We start from the raw sequence: 26,976 nt of genomic DNA on the forward strand, positions 1-26,976 counted from the left end.
CAAATCTAATTTTAACTAAATCTAGATTCCAAATTTTAAACTATGGACTCTCAAAAACACCTTTTTAGTCTTGACCCGACTATTCGTTATCTCAACTGTGGGTACAAAGGACCTCTTATGAAGGCCTCAGAGCAAGCTGCTGTCGATGCTTTGATAAGGGAAAGAAATCCTGCTAGTATTAAGCCTGAAGATTTCTTTAATGGAGCAAAAGAGGTTAAAGGCCGATTTGCTGAACTTATTAATTGTGATCCGCTTCAGGTAGCATTAATCCCTTCCACTTCCTACGGATTTGCTACTGCGTTAGGAAATATTACATGTGAGCCGGGTCAGCACGCAATCGTTTTGGAGGATGAGTTTCCCAGTGGTCACTTTTCCATTAAAACCTGGTGCGACAAAAATCAAGCAATACTAAGGGTAGTAGGACCAGATAAGGATGCCCCCACACCAGGAGAAAGTTGGAACAGAAAAATCCTGGATAGCATTACATCTGAGACAGCCGTGGTGCTGATGTCATCTGTCCATTGGATGAATGGCCTGAAATTCGATCTGGAGAGTATAGGGCAAAAATGTAAGACCGAAGGAGCGATATTCATTGTAGATGGCACCCAATCCACTGGAGCTGCAGAAATGGATGTCAAACGCTTTAAAATTGATGCCTTGATCTGTGCCGGTTACAAATGGCTTTTTGGGCCATATGGAATGGGGATTTCCTATTTCGGACATGCCTTTGATGGAGGTAAACCCCTCGAAGAATCTTGGCTAAATCGCACTAATTCTCAGGATTTTGGGAATTTGACAAAATACGATCATGAGTATACTGAGGATTCGGGCAGATATAATGTAGGAGAGATGAGTAATTTTATTCTTTTGCCTATGCTTAATGAATCCTTGAAGCAGATTAATGAGTGGACTGTAAAGGAAATCGGGAATTACTGTCAGGTGCTTACCCTTCCTCTCTATAAATATTTGTTAAGCAGAGGTGTTACAGTCGAAGAGGAACAATTTTCTTCCCATCATCTTATAGGTTTAAAACTTCCAAAGGAATTTGATTCTGAGCTATTGGTAAATAACCTGCAAGAAAATAAGATTTCTGTATCCAATCGTGGAGGAAATCTGCGAGTGTCTGTCAATGTGTTTAATACTGCAGAAGATATTGAGAAGTTAATTGATGCTTTGGAAGCTAGCCGACTGATAATCTAACTTTCAATTTTATAAAGGAGCATAAAAAAAGCCGCTGAATTTCAGCGGCTTTTTACTTTCTGTTGGTCTACCAGGGCTCGAACCTGGACTCTTCTGAACCAAAATCAGACGTGTTGCCAGTTACACCATAGACCAGTTTTGGATGAGATTCCTTTAGGTCTCTATTAAAGTGTCACAAAGGTAGAGTCTTGCTTCTTTTTTTCCAAGTCTGTATTTAAACATTTTTGAGTTTTTAGGCTAATTGCCTTTTAATCAGCTGAAAATAATGGTCAATTTAAAGTTAATGACTTCATATTTTTCATGACCAGTAATTTTTATTAATCAGGGAAGATTAGTTAGGAAGGATTATTAAATTGTGATATTGTTAACAGTGAGTGGGTTATATTGTATTATTGGAAATATATATTCATTTTTGTCTCAATTTATTAGAACCTACCAAACCATTATTAACTATGCAAGTTGACAAATTAGAGAAATTAATACCTGAAGTGGTACAGAAGTTATCAAAATTAAAATCCGGAGAAACTTTATCTGAAGAGCTTACTTGGTGCTGGGGAAGTTTTCAAAATGACAATAATCCAGTGGGGGTAATTGAAAAAGGACAGGCAGCTCTTGAGCTGCTAAAAGAAGCCAGAGAAAAGAATAGTAAGGCTGTGTCGAAGAAACTGGTAGAAAGTCTGGAGAAAGCACTGAATTAAGCATAAAAAAAACCCCGAAAATTCGGGGTTTTTATTTTTATCAAAGTAGCGGAGGATTACTCTCCTGATACGTTGAATTTAACGTTGGTTTTCACTTCTCTGTGAAGGTCAACTTCTGCAGCAAACTCTCCAGCACCGTCTACCGGTGTATTGATAGAGATTTTCTTTCTGTCGATGTCGATACCTTGAGCTGCTAATGCATCAGCAATCTGAAGAGTTGTTACTTTACCGAAGATTTTACCTGACTCACCGATTTTCGCTTTGATCTCTAAAGTAAGAGCTTCAAGTTTTTCAGCGATGTTCTGAGCTTCAGTTTTAATCTTTTCTGCTTTGTGAGCAGCTTGCTTGATATTCTCAGCAAGAATTTTCTTGTTAGAACCAGTTGCAAGTACTGCGAAACCCTGAGGAATCAGGTAGTTTCTTCCGTACCCTGGCTTTACAGCTACCAAGTCATTCTTATAGCCAAGACCTTTGATGTCTGTTTTTAGTATGATTTCCATTTGTAATGATCTTTTGTGATTGGACGATACAAGACCGAATTATTTCAACCCATCGGTTACGAATGGCAACAACGCCAAATGTCTTGCTTTTTTGATAGCCTGAGCTACTTTTCTCTGGAATTTCGCAGAGTTACCAGTAAGTCTTCTTGGAAGAATTTTACCTTGCTCATTTACGAACTTCAACAAGAAATTAGGATCCTTGTAGTCAATGTACTTGATGCCGTGCTTCTTAAATCGGCAATACTTTTTTCTGATTTCGCCTCTATTGATTGGCTCGTTTACTAGTGTCATTTGGTGGCTTCCTCCTTAGCTTCAACTTTTTTGTTAAACTCTCCTTTTCTTCTTCTTTCGGCATAAACAATTGAATGCTTATCCAAAACAGTAGTCAAGAATCTCATCACTTTCTCATCTCTTCTAAATTCTACTTCGAATTTGCGGATAAGAGTAGGATCGGCCTTGAATTCAACCATAACGTAGAAACCTGTAGTCTTTTTCTCAATAGCGTAAGCCATTTTCTTAAGACCCCAATTTTCCACATTAATAACGTCTGCCCCCAGTTCTTTTAACAAGTTCACAAACTTGTCGACAGTATCCTTCATCTGAACATCAGATAAAACGGGAGTTAAAATGAATACCGTCTCGTAATTTCTTTGGAACATTTTTTTAATGTGTTTAAGGAATTTAATAAACAGGATGCAAAAGTAGGGGAAATACTCCTGTATTCCAAACAACTAGCTAAACCAAAAGTAACATTAGAACAAAAAAAGCCTCCCGAAGGAGGCCTTGATTATTTTACTGTGAAAGTCTTTGAGCCGACTTCATAGTTGTCTACGAAAATTTTAACTTGATGAATTCCTGAAATATAATCAGAACCTTTCTCATAAAAGAATGTAAGTTCCTGCTCGGTATTGTCAAATATGATATCCTGTTTTACAGTATAGAACTGTTCTGCTCCATCCATCACAAACGTTCCTGATCCTTTTGCTACATCAAAAATAGGTTGCGCATTTGGTGCCAAAACCTGCACGTATATGTTTCTTGGTCCCTTTTCGGCAACTTTATTATCAGCTAAATTGAAGCTCACTTTGATACGTTCGATTTGACGGTTTTTAAAGTCTTTGGTAGTTTCCACACGTTCTTTACCCCTAGAATTCACCGCAGCTATTTCAATGTTCTCGGCCTTAAGTACTGAAGCTACATTGACTTTGGCTTGGAGATCCTCTTTTTGAATATTTAGTTGGGCTACTTCTTCCTCTATCTCTGCCTGGGTAGTTTTGAGATCTTGGTTTTCGGTGAATAGCTGCTGATTCATGGCTCTTAATTCCAGAATTTCCTGGTCTTTTTCCACAATCATAGAATTGTAGCTTTTTATTTTCTCATTCAGAGCGACTATCTCTGAAGAACTTCTTTGCCTTGAAGTATTCCTTTCGGCGATCAGCTGGTCCCTAACTTCTTCAAGAGCCTTCACGTCACCACCTAGCTTTTCGATTTCCTGAATTCTAAGATCCAATTGATAGGTAACTGAATCCAGACGTTTGTTTAAATCGTTGTTTTCGGTAGAAAGTAAGAGGATTTCTTCTGTCTTCTTAGTACGGTCTATGTAATCCGTATAAAGTTTTATTCCGCTTATTATGACTAAGAGTATTAAAACAATTATGATTATGTTTTTCCCTTGGTCTTTCTTTTCAGGAGAGTTTTTTTCAAATTCAGTATTCATGATTCATTTAAAGGCTATATAATGGTTTTTTTAGATAAAGATTATTGGACTGACAGGTATTCTTCGGGCAAGACCATATGGGATATAGGATTTGCCTCTCCACCACTTGTGCAATATTTAGACCAAATTGAAAATAAGGATATCCGAGTAATGATTCCGGGTGCTGGCTCGGGTTATGAAGCAGTTTATGCTCTTCAAACTGGTTTTACTGATTTTCATATTTTGGATTTTTCTAAAAGTCCTTTGGAGCGATTTGTTGCCTCAAACCCTGAATTCCCAATGAATCATGTTCATCATGAAAATTTCTTTAAACACGAAGGTCTTTATGATTTGATTTTAGAGCAGACATTTTTTTGTGCCCTTGATCCTTCGCTAAGAATTATGTATGCTAAAAAAATGCAGGAGCTACTAAAACAAAATGGTAAGCTAGTAGGAGTTTGGTTTGATCGGGACTTTGACTTGGACGGACCACCTTTCGGTGGGGAGGCAAAAGAGTATAAAGATCTTTTTGAAAAGTATTTTGAAATTAAAACAATAGCTCCTTGTTATAATTCAATTTCCGAACGATTGGGCTCGGAAGTGTTTTTAATTTTAGAGAATTCAAAAATCTAATATGTAATCTGCTTTTTCACCTGAAAAGTCAAAAAATAGAATTCCACATTCATAAAAATCCAAGGAGAGCTTCACTTCTGGTTTGTTCCTGATTTCCTGCCATGCTTTTTCCATTCCTTTTGACCAATGAATATCTCCGATAGCAATGATAGATTTTGAATGTGTTTTTTCAAGTATTTGATTGAAATAATTTAAAGTACCCTCATAGGTGTGGGTAGCATCGATTAGGGCAAAGTCCACTTTTTTCACATTTTTAAGATATGTAGGCAAAGTTTTGCATAGCTCTCCTGTGATTATCGAAAGGTTTTTGAAATCTTTTGCCGGCTGAGCAATTCTCGCAATTTCCTCACATCCTTCAAAGGAGTAGAGTTGTCCTTGGGTTACCGTGGAAAGGTATCGACTGCTAATGCCTGTGCAAGTCCCTAATTCAAGTACAGTTTCTGCTGGAGTTAATGTGCAAAAAAATTGGTACAGTTGGGCAAATTTTCGATTGCTCGTACTGTATTTGGTAATGTCAGATACTTTCCTTTTTGCAGTATTAACACTTTTAGACCCTGCACCAAAGTCTTGCACCTCTATCACTTCCTTTGAAAGGAGAAGTTGTTCTCTGAAAACTTCTATTTCGAGATCAATTTCTTTTCTGTTTTTAATAAAGCTGAAAAGGTTTTGATAGGTTGTAAATAAAAAGGGAGACTGAAGGGAATACTTGTCTTCCTTTTCAAGCCAATATTTAAAATAGGAAATAAGTGGAGGAACTTTGTTCAACAAATCAATTGTGGAAGTAATTTGCAATCATCTGAAATTCTGGAATTACCACTTCAAATTGAGTTCCATCAAAAAGTTTTTCCATGTAATAAACTCCTGTCATTTTACCCAAGCCGGATTTTAAGTTACATCCTGAAACGTAGCTATGAGTTTCGCCTGGTTCCAGTATAGGCTGTTGGCCAACTACTCCATCACCTTCTACGATCTTCTTTTCTTCTGCTGCATCAGAGATTTCCCATCTTCTACGCATTAGCTGCACAGTTTGGCTGCTTTTGTTTTCTATAGTTACTTTGTACGTAAATACAAAATGATGCTGATGTGGGCTGGAAAATTCAGATTGATAGGTGACTTCAACACTCACCTGAATCCCAGATGTAACTGCACTTACCATATATGTAGAAATTTAAGAGCCTGTAATTTTACGATTTATAATTTGAATATCAATCCAATACTAGATGGAAGTAAAAATAGAACCAAGCTGGAAGAGTGCTTTAGATTACTTATTTGAGAAGAAATATTTTAAGGATCTGGTGTCTTTTGTGAAAGACGAATATGCTACCACAAAAGTTTACCCGCCTGGAAAAGAGATTTTCAACGCTTTCAATCATACTCCGATTGATTCTGTCAAAGTTGTAATTCTTGGGCAGGATCCATATCATGGACCTGGTCAAGCGCATGGACTTTCTTTCTCCGTAAAGCCAGGGGTACCTTTTCCGCCTAGTCTTCAAAATATTTTTAAGGAGATTGAAACCGATTTGGGAAAACCTATGCCTTCAAATGGCGATCTAACCAGATGGGCCGAACAAGGAGTTTTTTTATTGAATGCTACACTTACGGTTCGTGCTCATCAAGCTGCTTCTCATCAGAAAAAGGGTTGGGAGGAATTTACAGATGAGGTGATACGGAAGATTAGTGATTCCTGTGAACATGTGGTATTTATGTTATGGGGATCATATGCTCAGAAGAAGTCCATATTAATAGATTCTTCAAAGCATCTGGTGCTAAAAGCACCACATCCAAGCCCACTCTCTTCTTACCGAGGGTTCTTTGGTTGTCAGCATTTTTCTAAAGCCAATAATTACTTAATCTCAAATGGAATGAAACCGATCAATTGGTAAAAAAAAACCCTGAATTCATCAGGGCTTGTAGTTTAATTTATTCCGTTGAAAATCCTACTCCAGCGAATTTTGCTAAACATTGATTCGTGCTTGTCAAGAGAAAGCCATAAGAACCAAGCTTTGCCTACTATGTGATCTTCCGGGACAAATCCCCAAAAACGAGAATCCAATGAATCGTGGCGATTATCGCCCATCATAAAGTAATAATTCTGTTTAAACGTATAGCTATCAACTTTTTGTCCGTCGATAAAAAGCTGGCCGTCTTTTGCTTCTACGTTTTCTAGTCCTTCATAATTAATTATGGTGGAACTGTATCTCATTACATTATCTGCATTCATCTGGATTGTCCAGTCCTTAGCAGGAACCTGAAGTGGCCCATAATTATCACGATTCCATCCCAAGGCTAATCCATCAGGAAAAACGGTTGAATCTCCAGAATTTTTCTCAATACGCTTGGTTACTGATGTAACCACAGGAGATGATTTTAATCTATTGATCACTTCGTCCGTGGCGAATACCAAATAGCCTGAATTGTCACTAAAAACGTAATGACTTTCTGGATTGATTCCATAATCATTAAAAAAGTCTTCTGTGAGAGGCCGGTTAGTGATCACATCGTATGAAAATTGCATCTCAGCAGGTATAGGTGCAAGTTCATTATTCACATACGCATCCCCTTCCCTTACTTCTACTATATCACCTGAAATGCCAATGGCGCGTTTGATGTAGTTGGTTTTGAGATCGGTTGGATATTGGAACTCAACTGGGTAATTGAATACCACCACATCATTTCTTTCCACATCGGAAAAGCCTGGTAGCCTATAGTACGGCAGTTGGATCGCATCTGAATAAGATGGAATTTCTGTACCCCATACTTTCTGATGGGTAAGTGGAACTTGCAAAGGTGTAATCGGGAATCTAGTCCCGTAGTGCATCTTACTTACGAAAAGAAAATCACCTACTAAGAGTGACTTTTCCATGGATGCTGTGGGAATTGTAAATGGTTCTAGTAATAGCCAACGGATCAAACTCGCTGCTACTACTGCAAAAATCAATGCATCGCCCCATTCCCGGGCAGCTGATTTTTTCTTTGTTGACTTACTCATGATTCGTTTTTAAGATCAGAAAGATAGGAAATCATCCATGGAAAATACACCTTTCTTTCCCTGAATCCACTCAGCCACCAAAATTGCGCCAAGAGCAAAGCCCTGTCTGCTATGTGCAGTGTGTGTGATTTCAATATCATCGATTTCAGAAGAATAGCGGATAATATGTGTTCCAGGGGCTGGATCTATTCTCTTGGATGTGATCGGAAGAGTGTGTTCATTTCCGGGCGCACCATCGGACAGATTCCAGGCAGTCAGCTTACTTATGTTTTTGATTATTCCTTCGGCCAAAGTTATGGCTGTGCCTGAAGGAGCATCTTTTTTGGCAGTATGATGAATCTCTTCCACGGAGCTGGTATAGCCTGTAGTTTCGTTCATAAGCTTGGCAAGCAACTCATTGACTTTGAAAAAGATATTTACTCCGATGCTATAATTTGAAGCATAGAAAAAAGCTCCATTGTTATCCAAGGTAAGTTGATCGATATCAACCTTTTGGTCTAACCAACCCGTGGTGCCCGATACGATGGGAATTCCATTTTTAATAGCCCATTTTATGTTTTCAACGGCTGATTCCGGCTGACTGAATTCGATCGCTACATCAATGGCGGCTAGGTCAAGAGAATCCAAATCAGCAAGGTTTTCTATATTGATTTTTCCTGCAATACTATGGCCACGCGATTCTGACAACTGACCAATCAGTTGTCCCATTTTACCATAGCCTAGAAGTAAAATATTCATGTGTTAATAAATTGAGTTGTATGGAAATAGGAAGCCATGAAAGTTACAATATCATTTCATTGTATGATAGCCTTCAAAATGCTCGATTTCATAATTAAAAGTTGAGTTTTACAGATAGCCCAACGGATCGATTGTTGGATGAAAAACTTTCATAATGGGGTTCAAATTTTAATGCGATATCATCAGAGACATCAAATCCAGATAAATGGGCGTCCACGTTTGCATCAATTAAATTTAGAGCATAGATCCCAACCAAAACCAAATAACAAAGATCACGGCTTTTTCTCCAATAGTTAACATTTCTTACTAAGCCATCACGATTTAAACTAGGAAAGTCAGTTGGCAGTTCATCATCAAAGTCAGCCAATGCCTGCTTGAAAATCTGGTACCTTCTATTATTGAAATTAATAAAATAAACATCTGTGATAATGCCTCCATAGATAAGCGGGACTTTCCATGCCTTTCCGTTGTAAACCTGCCCTGCTCCTGGCAGAATCGCAGAAAGAATAGTGGCTTTTCTTGGATTTTTGGGCAGTAAGGAATAGTCGGGCTTTGCTTCTGACTTTTCTGTAGTTGCCACTGGTGGTTCCGATTCTTGGGCAAATGAAACTGAATCCAAACCAAAACACAAAAGCAAAAGACCCACTAAAATCAGCGGGGCTTTGGTTTGAAATATGCTATGGGAAGCTAGGAACTCCAATGTTAGATGATTTCCAGGATTTCTAAAATCCGATTCAGGTCAGAGGCAGAATTAAATGGAATTTTTATTTCTCCTTTGTTTTTAGGATTTGATTTCAGCGCCACTTTAGTTCCGAAATGAGATGCAAGTCGCTGCTGAAGTTTATTGATCTCGTATTTTCTTACAGGATCGAGCTCAGGAGCAGAAACCTTTTCAGGTTTGCCTTCATTCAATGATTTCACTAAAGCTTCCACCTGTCTAACACTCAATTCTTCTTCTACTGCTTTTTTGAAAATAGCAAGTTGCTTATCTACGTCTTCGATATTGATCAACGCACGTGCATGACCCATAGACAATTGCTTATCACGTATGGATGCTTGTATTGTCGGTGGTAGTTTAAGAAGTCTTAAATAATTATTGACGGTAGTTCTGTTTTTACCCACGCGATCACCCAACTCCTCCTGCTTCAGATCACATTCTGCCAGCAACCGTTGGTATGATTGAGCGATTTCCAGTGCATTTAGATTTTCTCGTTGTATGTTTTCTATGAGTGCCATTTCCAGCATTTGCTGGTCATTGGCAGTACGGACATATGCTGGTATTTGAGTTAATCCTGCAATTTTTGAGGCCTGAAATCTTCGCTCTCCTGATATAAGTTGGTATTCGTTCGAATCGAGTTTTCTTACGGTAATGGGCTGAATGATGCCCTGAACCTTGATGGATTCTGCTAGCTCAGCTAAAGCTTCTTTATCGAAATGTACGCGGGGCTGAAAAGGATTAACCTGGATTTGCTCAAGTGGTATTTCAAAAATCCCGGTCTTAACTACCTCAGGCAAGATTTCCTCAGATTTGTGCTTGGCAGGACTGTCCTCTAGCAAGGCACCAAGACCTCTTCCCAACACACTTTTTTTTCGATTTGGTTTTTGGTCTGACATAGTTATTTATTCACTTTTTGCAGGTTGTTTTTCTGGACTATTTCGCCAGCCAAGTTTAAATAGGAGACGGCTCCCTTGCCATCTGCATCAAATGAAATGGCAGGTAAACCAAAACTTGGTGCCTCGCTCAGTCTTACATTCCGGGGAATGATAGTGTCGAAAACCATGTTTTTGAAATGCAATTTCACTTCTTCCACGACCTGATTTGAAAGTCGAAGACGAACATCGTACATGGTAAGTAAGATGCCTTCTATTTCCAAATCAGGATTCAATCTAGTTTGGATGATTTTTATTGTATTCAATAATTTGCCCAAACCTTCTAATGCGAAATATTCACATTGAACTGGAATTATAACGGAATTAGCCGCAGTTAGTGCATTGATTGTAATTAAACCTAATGACGGAGAGCAATCTATGATGATGAAGTCATATAAATCTTTAAGCGTATGTATCACCTCCTTCATCTTTTCTTCCCGGTTATCCAGATTGATCATTTCTACTTCCGCGCCTACCAGATCTATGTGTGAGGGCACTAATTCCAGATGCTCAATTTCCGTGGAAAGAATGATCTCTTTGACATCAATTCCATCGACCATGCATTCGTAAATACTGGTGTTGATGGATTTGGGATCATGACCCAGCCCAGAGGTAGTATTGGCCTGTGGGTCAGCGTCAATCACCAGGGTCTTAAATTCCAAGACAGCTAAACTCGCGGCCAGGTTCATCGCTGTGGTAGTTTTGCCTACTCCGCCTTTCTGATTGGCTATGGCAATGATTTTTCCCATGGTGTTATTTAAAGAGTAATATAATCTCAATATTAAGCAAAATGAATTCTTTTCTGACTGATCTCTCCGCTTTTTTTAGCCCAGTGAAATTATGGCATCAGGCTTCTATTATGGAAAAGGTTAGATTTCAATAAGGTGTAAATAATTGGTAATTAGCTTATTGATTTTAAAATAAACTGTTCAATTTCCATTGTAAAATAGATTCCTATAGCCATTCAGCCCTGTTAATGGAAGTTAAGCCAAATGGATAGAATTTCGTTTTAACATAATTCCGCGACGCTAAGCTTATTGTTTGGCAATCTTTTGAAAGAATTATCCTGACGTATCTTGTCAATTTGAGTTTTACATCATAAAGTCAAAACACTTTAGAATCCGGCTACGCTGTCCCCGATATCTTGGCTCCCCAATCAGAAATTGATAACGAATAGATAGCTCATGTGCTCCTTTTGTTTGCGCACCGATGTTTGAAACCATGAAATCGTAACTATAGCCTATCACCATTCCTGATTCAAGTTTTAGTCCCAGCATGAATATGATAGAGTCTTGATTAGGCATATCTCTCAATCCTGGAATTCCTCTGTAACTAATTCCGGAAATAACAGAGCTGTAAAGTAGCTGAGCCCCTATGTCCATTTGCTGGAAAGCTCCCTGCTTTTTATAATTAGCCATTATGGAAGCCATGTTATCAAACTTGGAACCAAAATATTGGTTAGCGCCCAAAGGAAAATTCCATCCACCGTGAATACTCCACTTGATGGGAAGATATCCACTCTCATCATCCGGATAATAACTTAAATGAGGCTCATTAACATGGTGAAACGAAGATCCTAACCAGAAATTTTCATGGGTAAGTAGACCTCCAAAGGAAAGGTCAAAGTAGGAGTAGGGATCAAAGTCTGGGACGTTGTCCATGGTGTTTGGGTTGATAGTTCTGTTAAACAAATCTACCTGATCGCCAAAGACCAAATTATCCAATGCAGCACTTCTCCTTACTATAGAAGCCTGTGTTCCCATTCTGAAGTTCCATTTATCAGCTATCTGAAGGTTATAAGAAAAATAGAATGAAACATCTGAAGTATTGAGATGCATATTCGTCTCTTGGAAACTATTTACTGATATACCAATCCCACTTCTAAGGTCATAACTGTAATGATCAAAATATGCAGAATATGCATTGAAATCCTGATCTAAGCCTGGCCATTGTTTTCTATAGTTAATTCCAACCCGGGAAAGCTCGGTACTTCCTGTCATCGCAGGATTAAGGTATAGTGGAGCTGCGTAAAACTGCGAGTAATGAAAATCCTGAGCTTCAATACTACCTGTGGTCCAAATCCCAAGAATAAATAATAAGAATAGTTTTCTCATTTCAGTAGCATAAAAAGATCTGTCATGGTCTGGGTTCTTCCGTCAGGCGTTTTGATTCTAAGTTTGTAAACGTAGTTACCAGGAGTTGCCGCCTCGTCGTTAAGCTTGCCATCCCAACCCTGAGTGTTCAGATCACTGGTATAGAAGATGGTCTCACCCCATTTATTCAACACCCAGAATTCCAGGGATTCAATTCCTACAAACTTTGGAAAGAAATAATCATTGATACCATCACCATTTGGGGTAAAAATATTTGGGACAACTAAATAATAATCAATGACACTTATCTCTTTTCTCACTTCCACAGTACAGCCAAACACATCCGTCACTGTAAGAACAATTTCATAATCGCCTTCTGATTCATAAGTGTGTTTAGGATTTTCATCAAAACTTTCTGACCCATCACCAAAGTCCCAGTGATAAGTCAGTATTTGGCCAAATGATCTGTTCCAGAATTGAATCTCAAAATTCACTAAATAGGCATTGTATTGATCGAAAGCTGCCGATTCAATATCTGCCTCAGCTATGGTTTCCGTATTTTCTATTTCAAAAGACTGCACAGTTTCACATCCTTTTCCGTCTACTACGCTGACTTCATAATATCCAGGCTCAATGGTCGTCATCGTTCTTTGGTCCGCAGAAATATCTCCTCCAGACCATGAAATGCTGTATGGGGCCACACCTCCGGATATCGTAATATTTACCTTATTTTCTATTACTCTTGGTTCACATTGCGCATTGGTACTTTGGAATGCTGTAATAGCAAGAACAGGTGGGCGAATCACTTCAAACACCCTATTGATTTTACATCCAGAAGCATCAGTTATAGCTACGGCATATTGACCTGCTGTAATTTGAGTTAAGTTTTGACCTGTTGCTCCATTACTCCATTCTATAGTGTAAGGAGGGGTGCCACCAGAAATTCCTAAGAGAATTTCACCACTCTGAGGATTATCACATTCTAATGCATTTGTGACTTTCGATTCTAAATCTAAAAGCGCTGGCTCAACTATGTTGAATTCACTTCTTATTTCACAATCCGTCTGATCCTTTATAGTCACACCGTAAAGACCAGGCGGTAGATTAAATAGGTTTTCGAGCTGTGCGCCATGATCCCATCTTATTGTCGTAGCTCCCTGACCACCTTGCAGATTAAGCTTTACAGAACCATCCTGAGCCCCAAAGCAGGAAATGTTCGTGATTTCAGGTTCGACATTAAATAGTGTGGCATCTTCTATGGTAATGGTCTGAGACCTGATGCAACCACTTTGATCTGACACGGTGAGGGTGTAATCGCCAGGGCCTAAATTATTAAAGCCACTTTGTGTAGATCCAAATGACCAGTTGATTGTATAAGGAGGGAGTCCGCCGCCTACGTTCAGATCCAAGGAACCATCATTTGCTCCATAGCAGCTTATATCAGTCTTGGTATAATTAATTACAGTAGCGGCAGCTGGTTCCGTGATTCGAATATCTTTAATTACAGAGGTGCAGCCGTTCGCATCTGTTACGGTTACTTCATAGATTCCCGCCGGAATTCCTGATAGATTTTTTGTGGTTTCATTGTATAAAACGCCGTCTTTTAGCCATTCAAATTGATAAGGTTCGGAATCTAATCCTCCGCTTACTTCCAACTCTATCCCTCCTGATTCATCTCCGGCGCAAAGCACATCGATCGTTGAAGCAACCGATGCGGTAAGTTGCGCAGGCTCTTCAATATTAAATGATCTGCTTAATTCGCATCCAAATTCATCCTCGATTCTAACCTGGTAATTTCCCGGACTTAGATTTTCAATAGCACCGATATTTGAGGTAAATCCATTTGGGCCTGTCCAGAAAAAAGAGAAAATTCCATTTCCGCCAGATGCATTAAGATTGATAAACCCATCTGATGCTCCATAACAACTGATTTGATATCCCTTGAACTCGGAAATCTCAGGAGCTATTTCAATTGCTGGATTGACAGTGATACTATAAGTTTTTGGTATCCCCGAGCAAATCCCCCCAGCACTCGTATTTGCACTTACCTTATATTGAATGGTAATGGGTTGGTTGGTGGGATTTATTAGTGTTTGTTCAGGGATAGTTGGACTGGATCCGGATTCTACTACTCCAATTACGCCTTTGGCATCAGCAGTCCATGAAAATGTAGAACCAGATACATCTGATGAAATGATAACTTCCTTGGAGGAGGAACCGGTGCAAATATTTTGATCAAGTTCGGAGAATGTTATAGACGGGGCTGGTTGAACCGTTATGATTAGTGTAAAATCTTCTCCCGCACAACTGCCTATGGATGGAGAAATGGTGTAAGTCACATCCAGGGGTGCATTCGTAGTGTTTACCAAGTTTTGATTTATGGAACTTTCTGCTCTAGAGGAATTGGTTGCTCCCATAATGCCAACAGGTGAATTCACAGTCCAGGTGAAAGTTGATCCTGAGATAATTCCCGCCGGCTTATAGTCAACCTGCTCATCACTACAAATCGTCAGCTTATCATCTTTATATTCAGGTTCGGGATTCACAGTAACTGTGTAAATAGCAGGCACCACAGTGCAATTTCCTTGGGTTGAATTTTCAATCAGAGCAGTAAAAATAACCTTGACTTGGCTTCCTGTGGTGTTAGTAAGTATTTGGGCGGGAATGTCATTTGTGCCCGAGGGCAATACTCCCGTTACTCCAGCTGCCTCAGAAGTCCATGTGATCGTTTCTCCGGAAGGGGAGGAGGTGAGCAGAACAGGTTGGGTTTCTTCGCCAGAACATATTTCCTGATCTGGTAGATTAAATTCAATGGTTGGAGATGGGATTACAGTTATAATTATTTGTTCTGAGCTAGTGCATTTTGTGACTTTATCTGAAACAATAAGGGTATAAGTTGTGGTTTGAGATGGTCTTACGGTAATTTCACTTTGTGTCGATCCAGAGATAGTACTAGTAGGATTACTTGTCCAATTATAAGTGTAATTGCCACTTCCTTCTGTGACTGCAGTGCTGAGGGCTACCTCTTCTCCTCTGCATATTTCTTGGTCAGCATCAATAGTAATTACCGGTGGGTTATTAACAATAAAAGTTTTTTCTGCTGTAGTACTACCACATGAAGAAGTTACTTCCAAGGTTATTTTTTTGGGACCCACCGATGTGAATTCTACAGGTCCAGGATCAAGGGATGTTGACGAGGCAGGAATACCGCCTTCAAATATCCATTTATATGTGGGAGGATCAATCGCACAGACATTTACAGTTGCTTTGGGCGTAAAAGTAGTTGGGCCACAACTGTCTTCTATGGTAGAAATGGTGACCACCGGTGGAGCTAGAACTGTGATAGATTGTTCTTCGCTGAAAGTACCACAGCTAGCCTTAATGCTAAGTGTTATAGTGTATTCACCAGGGTTGGTAAATAGAAAACTTGGACTTTCAGAGTTCTTGTCTGAGCCTGATGCAAACTCCCAATCTGAAGTCGTTCCGCATGAGCCTTTGGCATAGCTCACCCCCCAGGTATAGTCTTTTGGATCCAGAAGTCCCAAGACATTGGAGGTATTGGATGCTTTGACAGTGGCTGGACCACAAACTTCCGTTTGATCTAAGGTAAACGAAGGTTCAGGTATAGGGATAACTGTGATGGTCTTCGTAGTATCACCTAATCCACATCTGTTGCCTGTCATTAATTTTATAGTGTAGGTACCTGGAGTAGTGAATTTTGGGTTTATGATATCTGAACCGGAAGTCCATGAGTTAGGCTCAGATGGATTGGGTTGATTTCCAAGGTTTCCATTAGTCAAAGTCCAACCCGTATTAGGAGTGATTTCCCAAACAAACTTTTTATTTACATTGCAATTTCCATTGACACTTACTTCCCCGGTGAAATCAGTGATATTTTCAACTGATATAGTTTCATCCACGCAAACAATATCTGATTCAGTTTTTATCTCTGGAACTGCTGGTTCAGAAACATAGATGGGTAATACTGAGGCTTGGGAAAAGGAACATGGATTTGCTGCAATTATGGTAACGACATAATAATTGCCAAAGCTAGAGGGCTGGGCTCCACAGGAGCCATCGGTGAATATGTGTGAGACTGTTGGAGGCGGAGGATGAGTAAAGATTTCTGGAGGTGATCCGTCTGAGAAATTAACGGTATAGATAGTGCCATCTGGATTATTTGCTGGTACGGAAATAGGGAATGTAAGCTCTTCGCCCACGCACACATTTGTATTCCCTGGAGTACCCAATCCAACCGATGGATTTGATCCTATGAATACGCCAACTTTTTTACTAACCTTACATCCATTTGCAGGAGTTACAGTGTAAGTAATGTTATAAATACCTACTTCGTAGGAGTGTTTTAGCTCAGTCCAATCTGCTCCACTATAAGATGGACTTCCATCACCCCAGTTTATTTCATAGAGGATGTTGTTTTCGTTTGATGATTTTCCATTATAGAAAGTGAATTCGGTTGCCTGAGTTTCGCAAACAATGAAATATTGAAGGTTGTTAAAGGTAGTTTCTTGTTGATCACTGTATACTTTTAGAGAAGGGACTTCTTTTACACTTATGGACTTTGTGGTACTGCTAGTTGCTCCTTCTTTATCTTTGACAGTAAGGCTTACGTTGTAAGACCTAGTTCCATTGCCAATTGCAGAAGAAAAGGTGTGGGAGGGATCTTTGGAAGTTGAGTTTTCTCCATCCCCAAAATTCCATTCATAAGTCAGTCCATCTCCTGTTGAGGAATTAGTGAATTTTACGGGGGTGTTAGCACAATCTCCAGACTGTGTAAAGGTAAAGTTAGCTGTTGGAGCAGCTAGATCACTTTTTAATAGCGCTAAAGCTTTTAAATTATACCAATTTTTATCTGCACCAAAAATCGTAATAGAACACACTGTGAGTACAATAAAAAACAAACTCAGAGCAAGTCCCCGTAATAACTTTGCTTCCATGAAAAAACATTCTTTAACTATGTATTATAATCTAACGATCTGCCCATAAGCCTTTTTCTTCAGCTCTTGCTTTTTTCTCAAGATCAATAAAAAGGTCAACATACTTTACATTCGGAGGATATGTCGCAACTTTAGCATAACCTTCTTTAATTAATAGGGCATTAAGAAATGTCCCATCTGCCAAGTAGACATAAGCAAGTGTTCTTTGATACCGATCATATCGCTGAACGTCAAATTCAAGGCGTACTTTCTTTCCTGTCAAAAATTGACGAACATATTCTGATGCTTCCTTACCGTAATACTCAACTTTAGTTCTTCCACTATTCCGTATTTCAGGAGTGTTTATGCCTATAAGTCTAATTTTTTCTTCCTCTCCATCCGGATGTTTTACCCAAAATGTATCGCCATCTACAAACTTGGAAGGCTCTAGAAAATATCCTTTTTCCTGAGCTATAGGTTGAGCGGAAATAAAAAATATAAAAAGTATTACAATAGACCGACGAAGTGTATTGATCACTTTTATATTCATGAAAGAGAATTTAATTGGTGTAAAATAAAGATTGTTTTTAAATATAATTTACTTCCTGCCTAGTTAGCGGTAAATATTTCCAATTGAAATTGAAAAGTTTTCCCTGGTAAAATTTTGATCACCAAAAAATCTAAGTTATTCTTTATTTCAATACATTTTTTAATGTTTTGGGCTAATAAAAAGTCAGTAAAATTTCTATCCCCAAGTATTACAACTAATCCTCATCTTGCTATAATTTAAAAAAAAAGAAAACCCTAACTCTCAAAATTTCAGAAAGTTAGGGTTTCATAGTGCAGAGGAAGAGGGATTCGAACCCCCGGTACCTCGCGGTACAACGGTTTTCAAGACCGCCGCATTCGACCGCTCTGCCATTCCTCTAGGTCGTCATCAGGTTTGTGCCCTGATTAGGAATGCAAAAGTAGGATAAATGTGAACTTTTGCAAAACACATTTCACCTTTTTCTTCTAACCTGCTGATTGTTTTTGGATTAAATTTTAATTTACTCCACTGTCCCCTGTTTTGTACCTGCAGTTTTAGCTATCCAGAGATCTACTTCCTCCTCTAAAAGATTTAACGGAAGTGCCCCTTGACCTAAAACCAAATCATGAAATGCTTTCAGGTCAAATTTTTCACCCAATGCATTTTCTGCTTTCGATCTTAATTCCTGGATTTTCAGCATTCCAATTTTATAACCTGTAGCCTGACCAGGCATCACCATATATCTTCTTACTTCCGATTGTATAGCTCCAGCAGAAATAGAAGAATTATCTTCAAAATAGGCGATGGCATCAGCTTCTGTCCATTTTTTAGAGTGTAATCCTGTGTCAGTCACTAACCGAATGGCTCTCCATATTTCGTTTACAAGACGGCCGAAGTCATAATAGGGATTTTTGTATCCACCCATTTCCTTCGCTAAAGTCTCCGAGTACAATGCCCAACCTTCTACATAAGCATTAAAGAAAAGCTGCGTTCTGAATTTGGGAATATCTTTAAGTTCTTGCTGAATCGAGATTTGCATATGATGACCTGGAATGCCTTCGTGATAAGCTACGCCCTCCATTGTGGATTTTGGCATCGCCTTCATATCTGATAAATGGACATAATAGGTTCCGTTTCTACTTCCATCAGGAGTTCCTTGGGAATAATGTTGAGGGGCACCGTCTTGTTCTCTGAAGGCTTCCACTCGCTTGACATCTAACTTAGCCTTAGGCAATATTCCAAAAAAATCAGGTGTCTTTTTATTCATGGTATCCAGAAACGCTGTCGATTCATCCAAGTATGCTTGTCTTCCTTCATCTGTATTCGGGAAGAAGAATTGTGGATCACTATTTACGAATTTGAAAAATGCCTTTAAGTCTCCTTCAAAACCTACTTGCTCTTTTATAGCAAGCATTTCTTTTTGAATTCTTTCTACTTCTTTTAGTCCGATTTCGTGGATTTCCTCTGCTGACATATCGGTTGTAGTAGCATTTTTAAGTCTGAAAGCATAGAATTTTTCACCATCGGTATGCCGGCTCAGACCGGTTGGACTTTCCTCCAGAGTAGGTAATTCCGATTTTAGCCAAGTGATTAAGCTGGAATAGGAAGGTTCAAGAACATTTACAAGTGATTCTTTGGCGCTGGTTGTCAGAGTTTCTGCTTCTTCTGAAGATATCTTTCCGTCATCTTGTAGCTTTTTTATTTTCGAAAGTGCATCATTCCAGAGTGGAGAGGATTTTTCTAAATCATCAAATGGCTGCCCCTCAATGAGGGCTTCTGATTGCTTAATTACATATTCATAGGCGAACTTTGGAGGTTTGTTTCCTGCTTCAGCCTGTACTTTTGCTCTATCCAAAAGCTGACCCATTGCTCTGCCGAGTTCGCTATATCGGGAGATCAGCGCTTCCATATCTGCCAATGAATCGACCTTGTGATAATTGATCAGCATATTGGGAAGTGATGTATGGGGACCGGACATTTGATTGAACACATAGCCGGAATTCCTGAATTCGTATTCAGATTTTGCCTGCTCAAATTGATACTCCCATAGCTTCCATGACAACTGAGCCTCGTGGTCAATTTCTTCCAAAGAAAACTTTTCCTTCATTTCGGAGACACTTGCCTCCATCCAATCCAGAACTTTCTTTTCACCTGCCTCGCTCATATCGTCTATCTCTGAGTAATGGTCTTTTCGGCCCTGAGTTGTGAGCTGAAGTGGACTCATTTGAAGTAATTCTTCATATTCTTGATCAAACCAACTGTTTATTTCAGGAGTGAGGTCAGTTATTCTTCCGGCTGTGTGCAGCCATTCAGAAAAATTAGGCACAAAAATAAAAGAGGAGTAATCTTTAGTGCAGTAGTTTTCATAGGGTTGGAGGTGTTTATTTTACGGAAATATAAGCAAAATAATAGCTGAGATTTACCTATATGTGAATCTCAATGAATATAGAAATAAGTTAATTGGGGATACTGTTTTTCTACTAACCAGCTACTTCAGCAGTTTCAGAAATTTTCTTTCTTTTTTTCTTCTCATCTATTAAATCCAAACTCACATTGACCTCAAAGCACACAATTACTATAATAGAAGTAATTAATAGCCATAACATCAGAGCGATCAAAGTGCCGATCGAACCATAGAGTTTATTATAACTTGCGAAATTGTTGAGATAGAAGGAGAATCCGTAAAATCCTAAAGTGATAAGCAACCCGGCTAATTTTGCTCCGGTTGAAAAAAATATCCATTTGTCATGCACGGCTGGTGCAAACCTGAAAATGAATGCTGTAGTGATATAAAACATAAACAGTAGAATCAGGAACTTTAGGCTCGAAAATAAAAAAATCATAAAACCTGAATTAAACACCTGAAGCTCATCGAGCCTTCGTATGAGTACTCCCCCTAGGATCATCACTATGCTGGCAGTGATGACAGTGAAAGCCAGCACAATCACAATGCTCACTGCAATTCCACGGCTTTGAAGAAATCCCCGATTATCTTTTGTTTGATACACCGAATTAAAGGAATTCATCATAGACATGACTCCCTGCGTAGATGCGAATAATGCAAAGAAAAAGCCTAGAGAAAGCATGCTTTGCCTAGGTTTGGACACTATATCCATGATAGTATTCTCCGATTGACTGTAGACTTCCTCTGGCAGAATTTCCTGGATAAATGTCAGGATATTCTGGGTTGTGATGTAGGGAAAGATATCCTGTAGGTAGGGGATGAGGTTAAGTAAGAAGAGAATTAACGGGAAGAGTGCAATGGTGAAATTAAACGCCATCGATCCTGCACGTTCAATAATGTCGTCCTTCTGCAGCTGAACCAAAAAAATCCTTCCCACATCGAAAATGTTTTTGTCAGGATCTCCAAAATGGATTTTCTTGAGCTTTCGAGCTTGCCAAAGTAGCTTGACTTCTAACCTAAGGATTTTTGTTTTGATCACTTTATCCTACTTCTTGAAAATACTCTTTCAATAAAGCTACTAAATTCTGTGGAGGTCTGGTCGGACGGTGACTGTCTTTTTTGAGGAAAGTAAGTATAGTCCAGCCCTCGGTGATCAATTTTTTCTGCTCATTAAAGACCTCGTATTCAAATCGGATCCTGGCTCCCGGAAGGGTCGGGATCGTTGTTTTGATCGTTAGTAACTCGTCGTATTTGCCGGGCTGAAGATATCGAAAGTGACTTTCGAGCACAGGCATCATCACGCCCTCATCTTCCAATTCCTTATATGAAAACCCAATGCTTCGCATTGCTTCTACTCGGCCCACTTCGAAATACATCGCATAGTTACCGTAATAGACATAACTCATCTGGTCGGTTTCAGCGTAGCGAACTCGGATTTGGGTTTCGGCCGTGTACATGCTTAGTAGATCTTCGCTGCGTTAAGCGCTGCTTGATATCTTCTGGCATTCGCATTATGCTGAGCTAATGTGCTAGCGAAGGAATGATAACCCGAGAAATCTTCTTTCGCACAAAAGTAGAGGTAATCATTTTCTTCTGCATTCAAAACTGCGTCAAGTGAATTGATATCCGGAAGATTTATAGGTCCAGGAGGAAGTCCTGCATACATGTAAGTGTTATATGGACTGTCAGTCTCTTTGTGGACATTTAGTACGCGCTTTAATTCAAAATCACCCAGAGCAAAAACCAGCGTTGGGTCAGCCTGAAGCGGCATGTTTAAGCGTAGACGGTTCAGATATACTCCTGCAATTCTTGGTCGCTCATCTGCCTTCTGACTTTCTGCCTGGACAATACTTGCCAAGGTGCTCACTTCTTTTGGGCTCAGGCCAAGTAGACTTGCTTTTTGTTTTCGTTCATCAGTCCAGAAACTTTGATATTCCCTATGCATTCTGTCAAAAAGCGCCTCCGGGCTGGTATTCCACCAAAGTTCATAGGTATTTGGAATAAACATGCTCATGATGGTTTCTTCATCAAAATCAAACTTTCTGATATAGACAGAATCCTGGACCAACTGCAAAAATTGCTCTTTGGAGATTTCCATATTTGCGGTAATCTTCTCAGCCAGATCTTCCTTGGTCCTTACATTATTAAAAGTAACTCGTACTGGTGTTTGCTTTCCTGAGCGAAGTAATCTCACCAGTTCAAGGTTGGTCATCTTTGGTACAAGGGTGTAAAGTCCTGGCTTTACATTTTCCTGATAATCCAATATTTTGGAAAGAAAGCCAAAGCTCACCAAATCGTTTACAACTAGATCGTCGTAAAGTCTGTTGGATACCGTTTTGAACGTGTCATTACTTCCTATTTTCAACATATAATTCCGGTCAGATTCAATCAGCACATTTGGGCTGAAGAAAATCTGGTAGAAATAGAAACTGAGGGAGATAGCCATCACCGAAAAAGCAATGACAAGGACTAGATAAATGTTTTTTCTTTTTTCGCTTAGCATACAGATGCCAAAAATAGGAAAAAATCTAAGTCTGAGTTTGTGCTTGCCGTAAGGTAATTATACCTTTCTGCACAAATCGGTTTTTTAATGGAAGTGATTCCCGTCACCTGTGCCCTTATTCTTTTAAATGAAAGAGTACTTTGTGCTCAAAGATCCGATGCAATGCCGCTTCCTGGTTTATGGGAATTTCCTGGAGGAAAAGTTGAAGTAGGCGAAAACCCTGAAGCTTGTCTCAAGCGTGAAATATTTGAGGAACTGTCGATTTCAATTAGGATCATTTTCCCTCTAAAGCCTAATGATCATTCCTATTCCAATCGGAAAGTGATCAATTTAATGCCATTTATCTGTAAATGGGAAAGTGGTGAGATTAACTTACTTGAGCATCAAAAAGTGAAATGGCTTTCAAAAGAGGAATTGAGGTCTCTAAAATGGGCGCCAGCAGATATTCCAATTGTGGAAGACCTTCTAGCAAATTGGAACAATATTCAAAAACTACTAGTTGAATAAAGCCTAGAAACTAAAGATATGCCTGCTGAATTAATAAAATTATATGAGGAAAATCCTGATCCGGATAAGATCAGACAGATCGCTTCTACACTTAGGGATGGAGGAGTTGTGATTTATCCAACTGATACCGTATATGGGATGGGCTGTGATATCATGAATTTACGGGCGGTGGAGCGTATTTGTAAAATAAAGGGAATCAATCCCAAAAAGCATAATTTCTCCATCATCTGCGCTGATCTGAGCAATATCTCTCAATTCACTAAGATGATCGATAAGCCAGTATTTAAAATGATGAAAAAAGGCTTGCCTGGACCATATACTTTTATTTTGGAGGCTAGTCACCAAGTGCCGAAGATTTTGCACAGTAAAAAGAAAACTATTGGAATCAGAGTTCCAGATCATAATGTGCCACGCATGTTGGTTGAGGAATTGGGACATCCTATTCTGACAACTTCCATTAATGATGAAGATGAAGTAATAGAATATAGCACTGATCCAGAATTGATTTTTGAAAAATATCAGCATCTGGTGGATGTAGTGATTGACGGAGGATATGGACAGAATATCGCGTCTACCATATTGGATTGCACAGGGTACGAAGTCGAAGTCCTAAGAGAAGGTTTGGGAAAGCTTGAAGATTTAGAATAATATGATAAAGAGCGTTGCAGCCGATCTGCATTATTTCCCTAACCTTGAATTTTTTGCTGCAATTTCAAATGCGGATGAATTGGTTTTTTTTCCAGACGATCTATACAAAAGGCAGTCTTTTTTTAATCGGACCCAAATTCGTTTGGCTAATAAAGTAGGAACGCTAAGTATACCGATTCAGGGACGGCGACCAAGAATTTCCCAGGATCGAATCAAGATAGAAAATAGTCAAAACTGGGTGAATATTCATCTTAGGGGAATTCAGAGTGCTTATGGAAAGGCTCCTTTTTATGAATATTATTTCCCTTATTTTGAAAAGGTTTTTGATCAGAAAACAGAAAATCTGTGGGACTTAAATTGGCAAATGCTGACAATCTGTCTCAGGTTATTAGACATGCCTGTCAAAATGCGCGTGTGTGAGAGTGGAGGGGATCTAAATTGCACGGATGATATAAGAGGCCTTTTGATGCCCTCAGTGCCTTTTTCGGAAAGAGATTACTATAAGCCAGTGTCCTATTTCCAACTTTTTGGCTTAGACTTTGATCCTAACCTCAGCGTTCTGGATTTGTTGTTCTGTGAAGGACCTGCATCTAAAAGCATAGTATTTAAGTCAGCAAAAAAACAATGAACAATCCGCAAAAGAATTGTGTTTTTAAAACAAATTCGGTAACATACGTACAGGATTATTAAACAATCAGATAGGAATTCAATGGAAGCAAAATTTTCGAATAGAGTCAAAGAGGTGATCTCTCTTAGCCGCGAAGAAGCACTTCGCCTGGGACATGATTACATTGGCACAGAGCACCTCTTGTTGGGGATGATTCGTGAAGGAGAAGGTGTTGCTGTTTCCATTCTTAAGAAATTGGGAGTGCCGATGGACGAATTGCGGAATGCAATAGAACGCGCTGTAAAAGGCACCGCAAATCATAATGCTAAGAACATGGCCAACATTCCTTTGACCAGGCAGTCAGAGAAAGTGTTGAAAATTACTTATTTGGAGGCAAAAATTTTCAAGAGTCAATTGATAGGTACTGAGCATTTGCTTTTATCCATCTTAAGAGATGAGGACAACATTGCCACTCAGATACTTAATAAATTTGAAATTAATTACGATTCTGTAAAAGAGATGCTGGAAATGTCATCAGATACTCCACCAAGATCTAAAGCTGAGGCTGAAGATGGAGATGACGACGGATCTAAGCTTTTCGGTTCTACAGGAAGTGGTTCAGGAGCATCAAAGCCTGGAGCGGAAAAGTCCAGAACCCCTGTTTTGGATAATTTCGGAAGGGACTTGACAAAAATGGCTGAGGATGATAAGCTAGATCCTATCATCGGTCGTGAAAAAGAAATTGAGAGAGTGGCTCAGATTCTGTCAAGGAGAAAAAAAAATAACCCGATTTTGATCGGAGAACCAGGTGTTGGTAAGACAGCAATTGCAGAAGGTCTAGCGTTAAGAATAATTCAGAAGAAAGTTTCTCGTGTGCTTTTCAATAAGCGGGTAGTGACTTTGGATCTGGCTTCATTAGTAGCTGGAACAAAATATAGAGGACAGTTTGAAGAAAGAATGAAGGCCGTAATGAACGAGCTGGAAAAATCTCCAAATGTCATTCTGTTTATTGACGAGCTCCACACTATTGTCGGAGCAGGCGGAGCTTCCGGATCTTTGGATGCATCCAATATGTTCAAACCAGCTTTGGCACGTGGAGAAATCCAATGTATCGGAGCTACGACTTTGGATGAATATCGTCAGTATATAGAGAAAGATGGAGCCTTGGCTCGTAGATTCCAGATGGTGATGGTAGATGCTACTACTCCAGAGGAAACTGTGCAGATTCTAAATAACATCAAGGATAAATATGAGGATCACCACAACGTCAACTATACCGATGAGGCTATAGTAGCTTGCGTGAAACTTTCCGATCGATACATTTCCGATAGATTCTTACCGGATAAAGCAATTGATATTTTGGATGAAGCAGGTGCTAGAGTCCACATTAATAATATCCATGTGCCGGAAGATATTCTGAAACTGGAAGCTGAAGTAGAAGATATTAAAACTGAGAAAAACCGTGTGGTGAAATCTCAGAAATATGAAGAAGCTGCTCAGTTGCGAGATAAGGAGAAGAAATTGCTTGAGCAATTGGAAGCTGCTAAAAATAGATGGGAAGAGGAAAGTAAGTCTAGGAGATTTACAGTGGAAGAAGATAATGTAGCAGAAGTGATTGCGATGATGACCGGTATACCTGCGAAGAGAATCGCCCAGAAAGAAGGTGCTAAGCTTTTGAATATGAATGGTGATTTGTCTGGCAAAGTGATTGGTCAGGATGAAGCGATTAAGAAATTGACAAAGGCGATTCAGAGAACCAGAGTTGGTTTGAAAGACCCTAAGAAGCCAATTGGATCCTTCATTTTCCTAGGCCCAACCGGTGTAGGGAAAACTGAACTGGCGAAGATGTTAGCGACTTACTTGTTTGACAAAGATGATTCTCTGATCAGAATTGATATGTCTGAGTATATGGAGAAATTCTCCGTATCCAGATTGGTTGGAGCGCCTCCAGGCTATGTAGGTTATGAAGAAGGCGGTCAGTTGACTGAGAAGGTTAGAAGAAAGCCGTATTCAGTAGTTCTTCTTGATGAGATAGAAAAAGCTCACCCTGATGTATTCAATATTCTATTGCAGGTGTTAGATGACGGTATCCTGACAGATGGATTAGGTAGAAAAGTTGATTTCAGAAATACAATTATCATCATGACTTCTAATATTGGAGTTCGTGACTTGAAAGATTTTGGTGCAGGAATTGGCTTTGCCAGTCAGGCCAGATCTGATAATATGGATGAAGTGATGAAATCAACTATCCAATCTGCATTGAAAAAGGCATTCAGCCCTGAATTCCTAAATAGATTGGATGATGTGGTGGTGTTTAACTCACTTAGTCAGGAACATATCTTCAAAATCATTGATATCAGTTTAGGGAAATTGTTCTCAAGAATTACTGACCTTGGATATAAGATAGAATTGACTGAGAAAGCGAAAGAATTCTTAGCAGAAAAAGGATATGACCAGCAATATGGTGCTAGACCTCTAAATAGAGCGATTCAAAAATATCTGGAAGATGCCATTGCGGAGGAGATCCTGAAAGGAGATCTTTCTGAAGGTGATATCATCACTGCGGATTATTCTGGAGAAGGTACAGAATTGACTATTGTAGTGAAGAAAAAAGAGAAAGCTGATTAATCAGTTGTCTTAACTAGAT

General features: G+C 39.2%; 26 protein-coding genes and 2 tRNA genes. 8 read left to right on the top strand and 20 right to left on the bottom strand.

Features of this window, described 5'->3' with window-relative positions; all coding sequences use genetic code 11:
* The first annotated feature begins 42 nt into the window (after positions 1-42).
* A complete protein-coding gene (locus AACZ73_RS08660) occupies positions 43-1,200 on the top strand; it encodes an aminotransferase class V-fold PLP-dependent enzyme (RefSeq protein ID WP_339877161.1) in 1,158 nt (385 codons plus the stop codon).
* Positions 1,201-1,262: 62 nt separating this feature from the next.
* Here AACZ73_RS08660 and AACZ73_RS08665 read toward each other — a convergent pair.
* Positions 1,263-1,335 (bottom strand) — tRNA-Gln (locus tag AACZ73_RS08665).
* Positions 1,336-1,652: 317 nt separating this feature from the next.
* Here AACZ73_RS08665 and AACZ73_RS08670 point away from each other — a divergent pair.
* Positions 1,653-1,898, top strand: coding sequence for a hypothetical protein (locus AACZ73_RS08670; protein WP_339877162.1), 246 nt, complete (start codon positions 1,653-1,655; stop codon positions 1,896-1,898).
* A gap of 56 nt (positions 1,899-1,954) precedes the next feature.
* Here AACZ73_RS08670 and rplI read toward each other — a convergent pair whose 3' ends face one another.
* The 4 genes from rplI to AACZ73_RS08690 form a co-directional block, all read right to left on the bottom strand.
* Positions 1,955-2,398, bottom strand: coding sequence for a 50S ribosomal protein L9 (gene rplI, locus AACZ73_RS08675; RefSeq protein ID WP_091695020.1), 444 nt, complete (start codon positions 2,396-2,398; stop codon positions 1,955-1,957).
* Between the two features lie 39 nt (positions 2,399-2,437).
* A complete protein-coding gene (gene rpsR / locus AACZ73_RS08680; protein ID WP_057937597.1) occupies positions 2,438-2,689 on the bottom strand; it encodes a 30S ribosomal protein S18 in 252 nt (83 codons plus the stop codon).
* Positions 2,686-3,057, bottom strand: a complete 372-nt coding sequence (gene rpsF / locus AACZ73_RS08685; RefSeq protein ID WP_339877163.1) for a 30S ribosomal protein S6 — start codon at positions 3,055-3,057, stop codon at positions 2,686-2,688. The genes rpsR and rpsF overlap by 4 nt, the downstream gene beginning before the upstream one ends.
* A gap of 128 nt (positions 3,058-3,185) precedes the next feature.
* Positions 3,186-4,115: a hypothetical protein gene (locus AACZ73_RS08690; protein ID WP_339877164.1), complete on the bottom strand. Its 930-nt coding sequence runs from the start codon at positions 4,113-4,115 to the stop codon at positions 3,186-3,188.
* Positions 4,116-4,136: 21 nt separating this feature from the next.
* Between AACZ73_RS08690 and AACZ73_RS08695 the strand changes: the two genes are divergently transcribed.
* Entirely contained in the window at positions 4,137-4,727 is a 591-nt protein-coding gene (locus tag AACZ73_RS08695) for an SAM-dependent methyltransferase (protein WP_339877165.1), read from the top strand.
* Here AACZ73_RS08695 and AACZ73_RS08700 read toward each other — a convergent pair.
* Complete coding sequence (locus AACZ73_RS08700; RefSeq protein ID WP_339877166.1) at positions 4,716-5,519, bottom strand: class I SAM-dependent methyltransferase; 804 nt, start codon at positions 5,517-5,519, stop codon at positions 4,716-4,718. The genes AACZ73_RS08695 and AACZ73_RS08700 overlap by 12 nt on opposite strands.
* The gene (gene apaG / locus AACZ73_RS08705) at positions 5,497-5,883 is read right to left on the bottom strand and encodes a Co2+/Mg2+ efflux protein ApaG (protein ID WP_339877167.1); all 387 of its coding nucleotides are present in this window, start codon (positions 5,881-5,883) and stop codon (positions 5,497-5,499) included. The genes AACZ73_RS08700 and apaG overlap by 23 nt, the downstream gene beginning before the upstream one ends.
* 64 nt (positions 5,884-5,947) lie before the next feature.
* Between apaG and ung the strand changes: the two genes are divergently transcribed.
* Entirely contained in the window at positions 5,948-6,610 is a 663-nt protein-coding gene (gene ung / locus AACZ73_RS08710) for a uracil-DNA glycosylase (protein WP_339877168.1), read from the top strand.
* A 32-nt stretch (positions 6,611-6,642) separates the two neighbouring features.
* Here the strand turns inward: ung and lepB are convergent, their stop codons facing one another.
* The 13 genes from lepB to mltG all read right to left on the bottom strand — a co-directional run bounded on the left by lepB (position 6,643) and on the right by mltG (position 22,567).
* Positions 6,643-7,716, bottom strand: coding sequence for a signal peptidase I (gene lepB / locus AACZ73_RS08715; protein ID WP_339877169.1), 1,074 nt, complete (start codon positions 7,714-7,716; stop codon positions 6,643-6,645).
* A 15-nt stretch (positions 7,717-7,731) separates the two neighbouring features.
* Positions 7,732-8,454 (bottom strand): 4-hydroxy-tetrahydrodipicolinate reductase, encoded by a 723-nt coding sequence (gene dapB, locus AACZ73_RS08720; protein ID WP_339877170.1) that lies wholly within the window; start codon positions 8,452-8,454, stop codon positions 7,732-7,734.
* A gap of 94 nt (positions 8,455-8,548) precedes the next feature.
* On the bottom strand, positions 8,549-9,154 hold the full coding sequence (locus AACZ73_RS08725) for a DUF5683 domain-containing protein (protein WP_339877171.1): 606 nt from the start codon (positions 9,152-9,154) through the stop codon (positions 8,549-8,551).
* 2 nt (positions 9,155-9,156) lie between these two features.
* Positions 9,157-10,068, bottom strand: a complete 912-nt coding sequence (locus AACZ73_RS08730; RefSeq protein WP_339877172.1) for a ParB/RepB/Spo0J family partition protein — start codon at positions 10,066-10,068, stop codon at positions 9,157-9,159.
* A 2-nt stretch (positions 10,069-10,070) separates the two neighbouring features.
* Positions 10,071-10,853, bottom strand: a complete 783-nt coding sequence (locus AACZ73_RS08735) for an AAA family ATPase (RefSeq protein ID WP_339877173.1) — start codon at positions 10,851-10,853, stop codon at positions 10,071-10,073.
* A 342-nt stretch (positions 10,854-11,195) separates the two neighbouring features.
* Positions 11,196-12,218: a type IX secretion system membrane protein PorP/SprF gene (locus AACZ73_RS08740; protein WP_339877174.1), complete on the bottom strand. Its 1,023-nt coding sequence runs from the start codon at positions 12,216-12,218 to the stop codon at positions 11,196-11,198.
* Positions 12,215-17,152, bottom strand: coding sequence for a PKD domain-containing protein (locus AACZ73_RS08745; protein WP_339877175.1), 4,938 nt, complete (start codon positions 17,150-17,152; stop codon positions 12,215-12,217). The genes AACZ73_RS08740 and AACZ73_RS08745 overlap by 4 nt, the downstream gene beginning before the upstream one ends.
* Positions 17,153-17,183: 31 nt before the next feature.
* Positions 17,184-17,681: a thermonuclease family protein gene (locus tag AACZ73_RS08750; RefSeq protein ID WP_339877176.1), complete on the bottom strand. Its 498-nt coding sequence runs from the start codon at positions 17,679-17,681 to the stop codon at positions 17,184-17,186.
* A 293-nt stretch (positions 17,682-17,974) separates the two neighbouring features.
* Positions 17,975-18,059 (bottom strand) — tRNA-Ser (locus AACZ73_RS08755).
* Positions 18,060-18,180: 121 nt separating this feature from the next.
* Positions 18,181-19,986, bottom strand: coding sequence for a DUF885 domain-containing protein (locus AACZ73_RS08760; RefSeq protein WP_339877177.1), 1,806 nt, complete (start codon positions 19,984-19,986; stop codon positions 18,181-18,183).
* Between the two features lie 154 nt (positions 19,987-20,140).
* Positions 20,141-21,100 carry a YihY/virulence factor BrkB family protein gene (locus tag AACZ73_RS08765; protein WP_339877455.1) on the bottom strand — a complete coding sequence of 320 codons (960 nt, stop codon included), beginning with the start codon at positions 21,098-21,100 and terminating at the stop codon, positions 20,141-20,143.
* Between the two features lie 4 nt (positions 21,101-21,104).
* Complete coding sequence (locus AACZ73_RS08770; RefSeq protein ID WP_339877178.1) at positions 21,105-21,521, bottom strand: thioesterase family protein; 417 nt, start codon at positions 21,519-21,521, stop codon at positions 21,105-21,107.
* A 2-nt stretch (positions 21,522-21,523) separates the two neighbouring features.
* On the bottom strand, positions 21,524-22,567 hold the full coding sequence (mltG, locus tag AACZ73_RS08775; RefSeq protein WP_339877179.1) for an endolytic transglycosylase MltG: 1,044 nt from the start codon (positions 22,565-22,567) through the stop codon (positions 21,524-21,526).
* A gap of 87 nt (positions 22,568-22,654) precedes the next feature.
* Here mltG and AACZ73_RS08780 point away from each other — a divergent pair, with 87 nt between their 5' ends.
* The 4 genes from AACZ73_RS08780 (at position 22,655) to AACZ73_RS08795 (ending at position 26,957) form a co-directional block, all read left to right on the top strand.
* Positions 22,655-23,074, top strand: coding sequence for a (deoxy)nucleoside triphosphate pyrophosphohydrolase (locus AACZ73_RS08780; protein WP_339877180.1), 420 nt, complete (start codon positions 22,655-22,657; stop codon positions 23,072-23,074).
* 18 nt (positions 23,075-23,092) lie between these two features.
* Positions 23,093-23,722 (top strand): L-threonylcarbamoyladenylate synthase, encoded by a 630-nt coding sequence (locus tag AACZ73_RS08785; protein WP_339877181.1) that lies wholly within the window; start codon positions 23,093-23,095, stop codon positions 23,720-23,722.
* Between the two features lies 1 nt (position 23,723).
* A complete protein-coding gene (locus tag AACZ73_RS08790; protein ID WP_339877182.1) occupies positions 23,724-24,350 on the top strand; it encodes a WbqC family protein in 627 nt (208 codons plus the stop codon).
* An 81-nt stretch (positions 24,351-24,431) separates the two neighbouring features.
* Entirely contained in the window at positions 24,432-26,957 is a 2,526-nt protein-coding gene (locus AACZ73_RS08795; protein WP_339877183.1) for an ATP-dependent Clp protease ATP-binding subunit, read from the top strand.
* The last annotated feature ends 19 nt before the right edge of the window (positions 26,958-26,976 follow it).

The organism is uncultured Algoriphagus sp. (genome assembly GCF_963974835.1).
Lineage (GTDB): Bacteria > Bacteroidota > Bacteroidia > Cytophagales > Cyclobacteriaceae > Algoriphagus.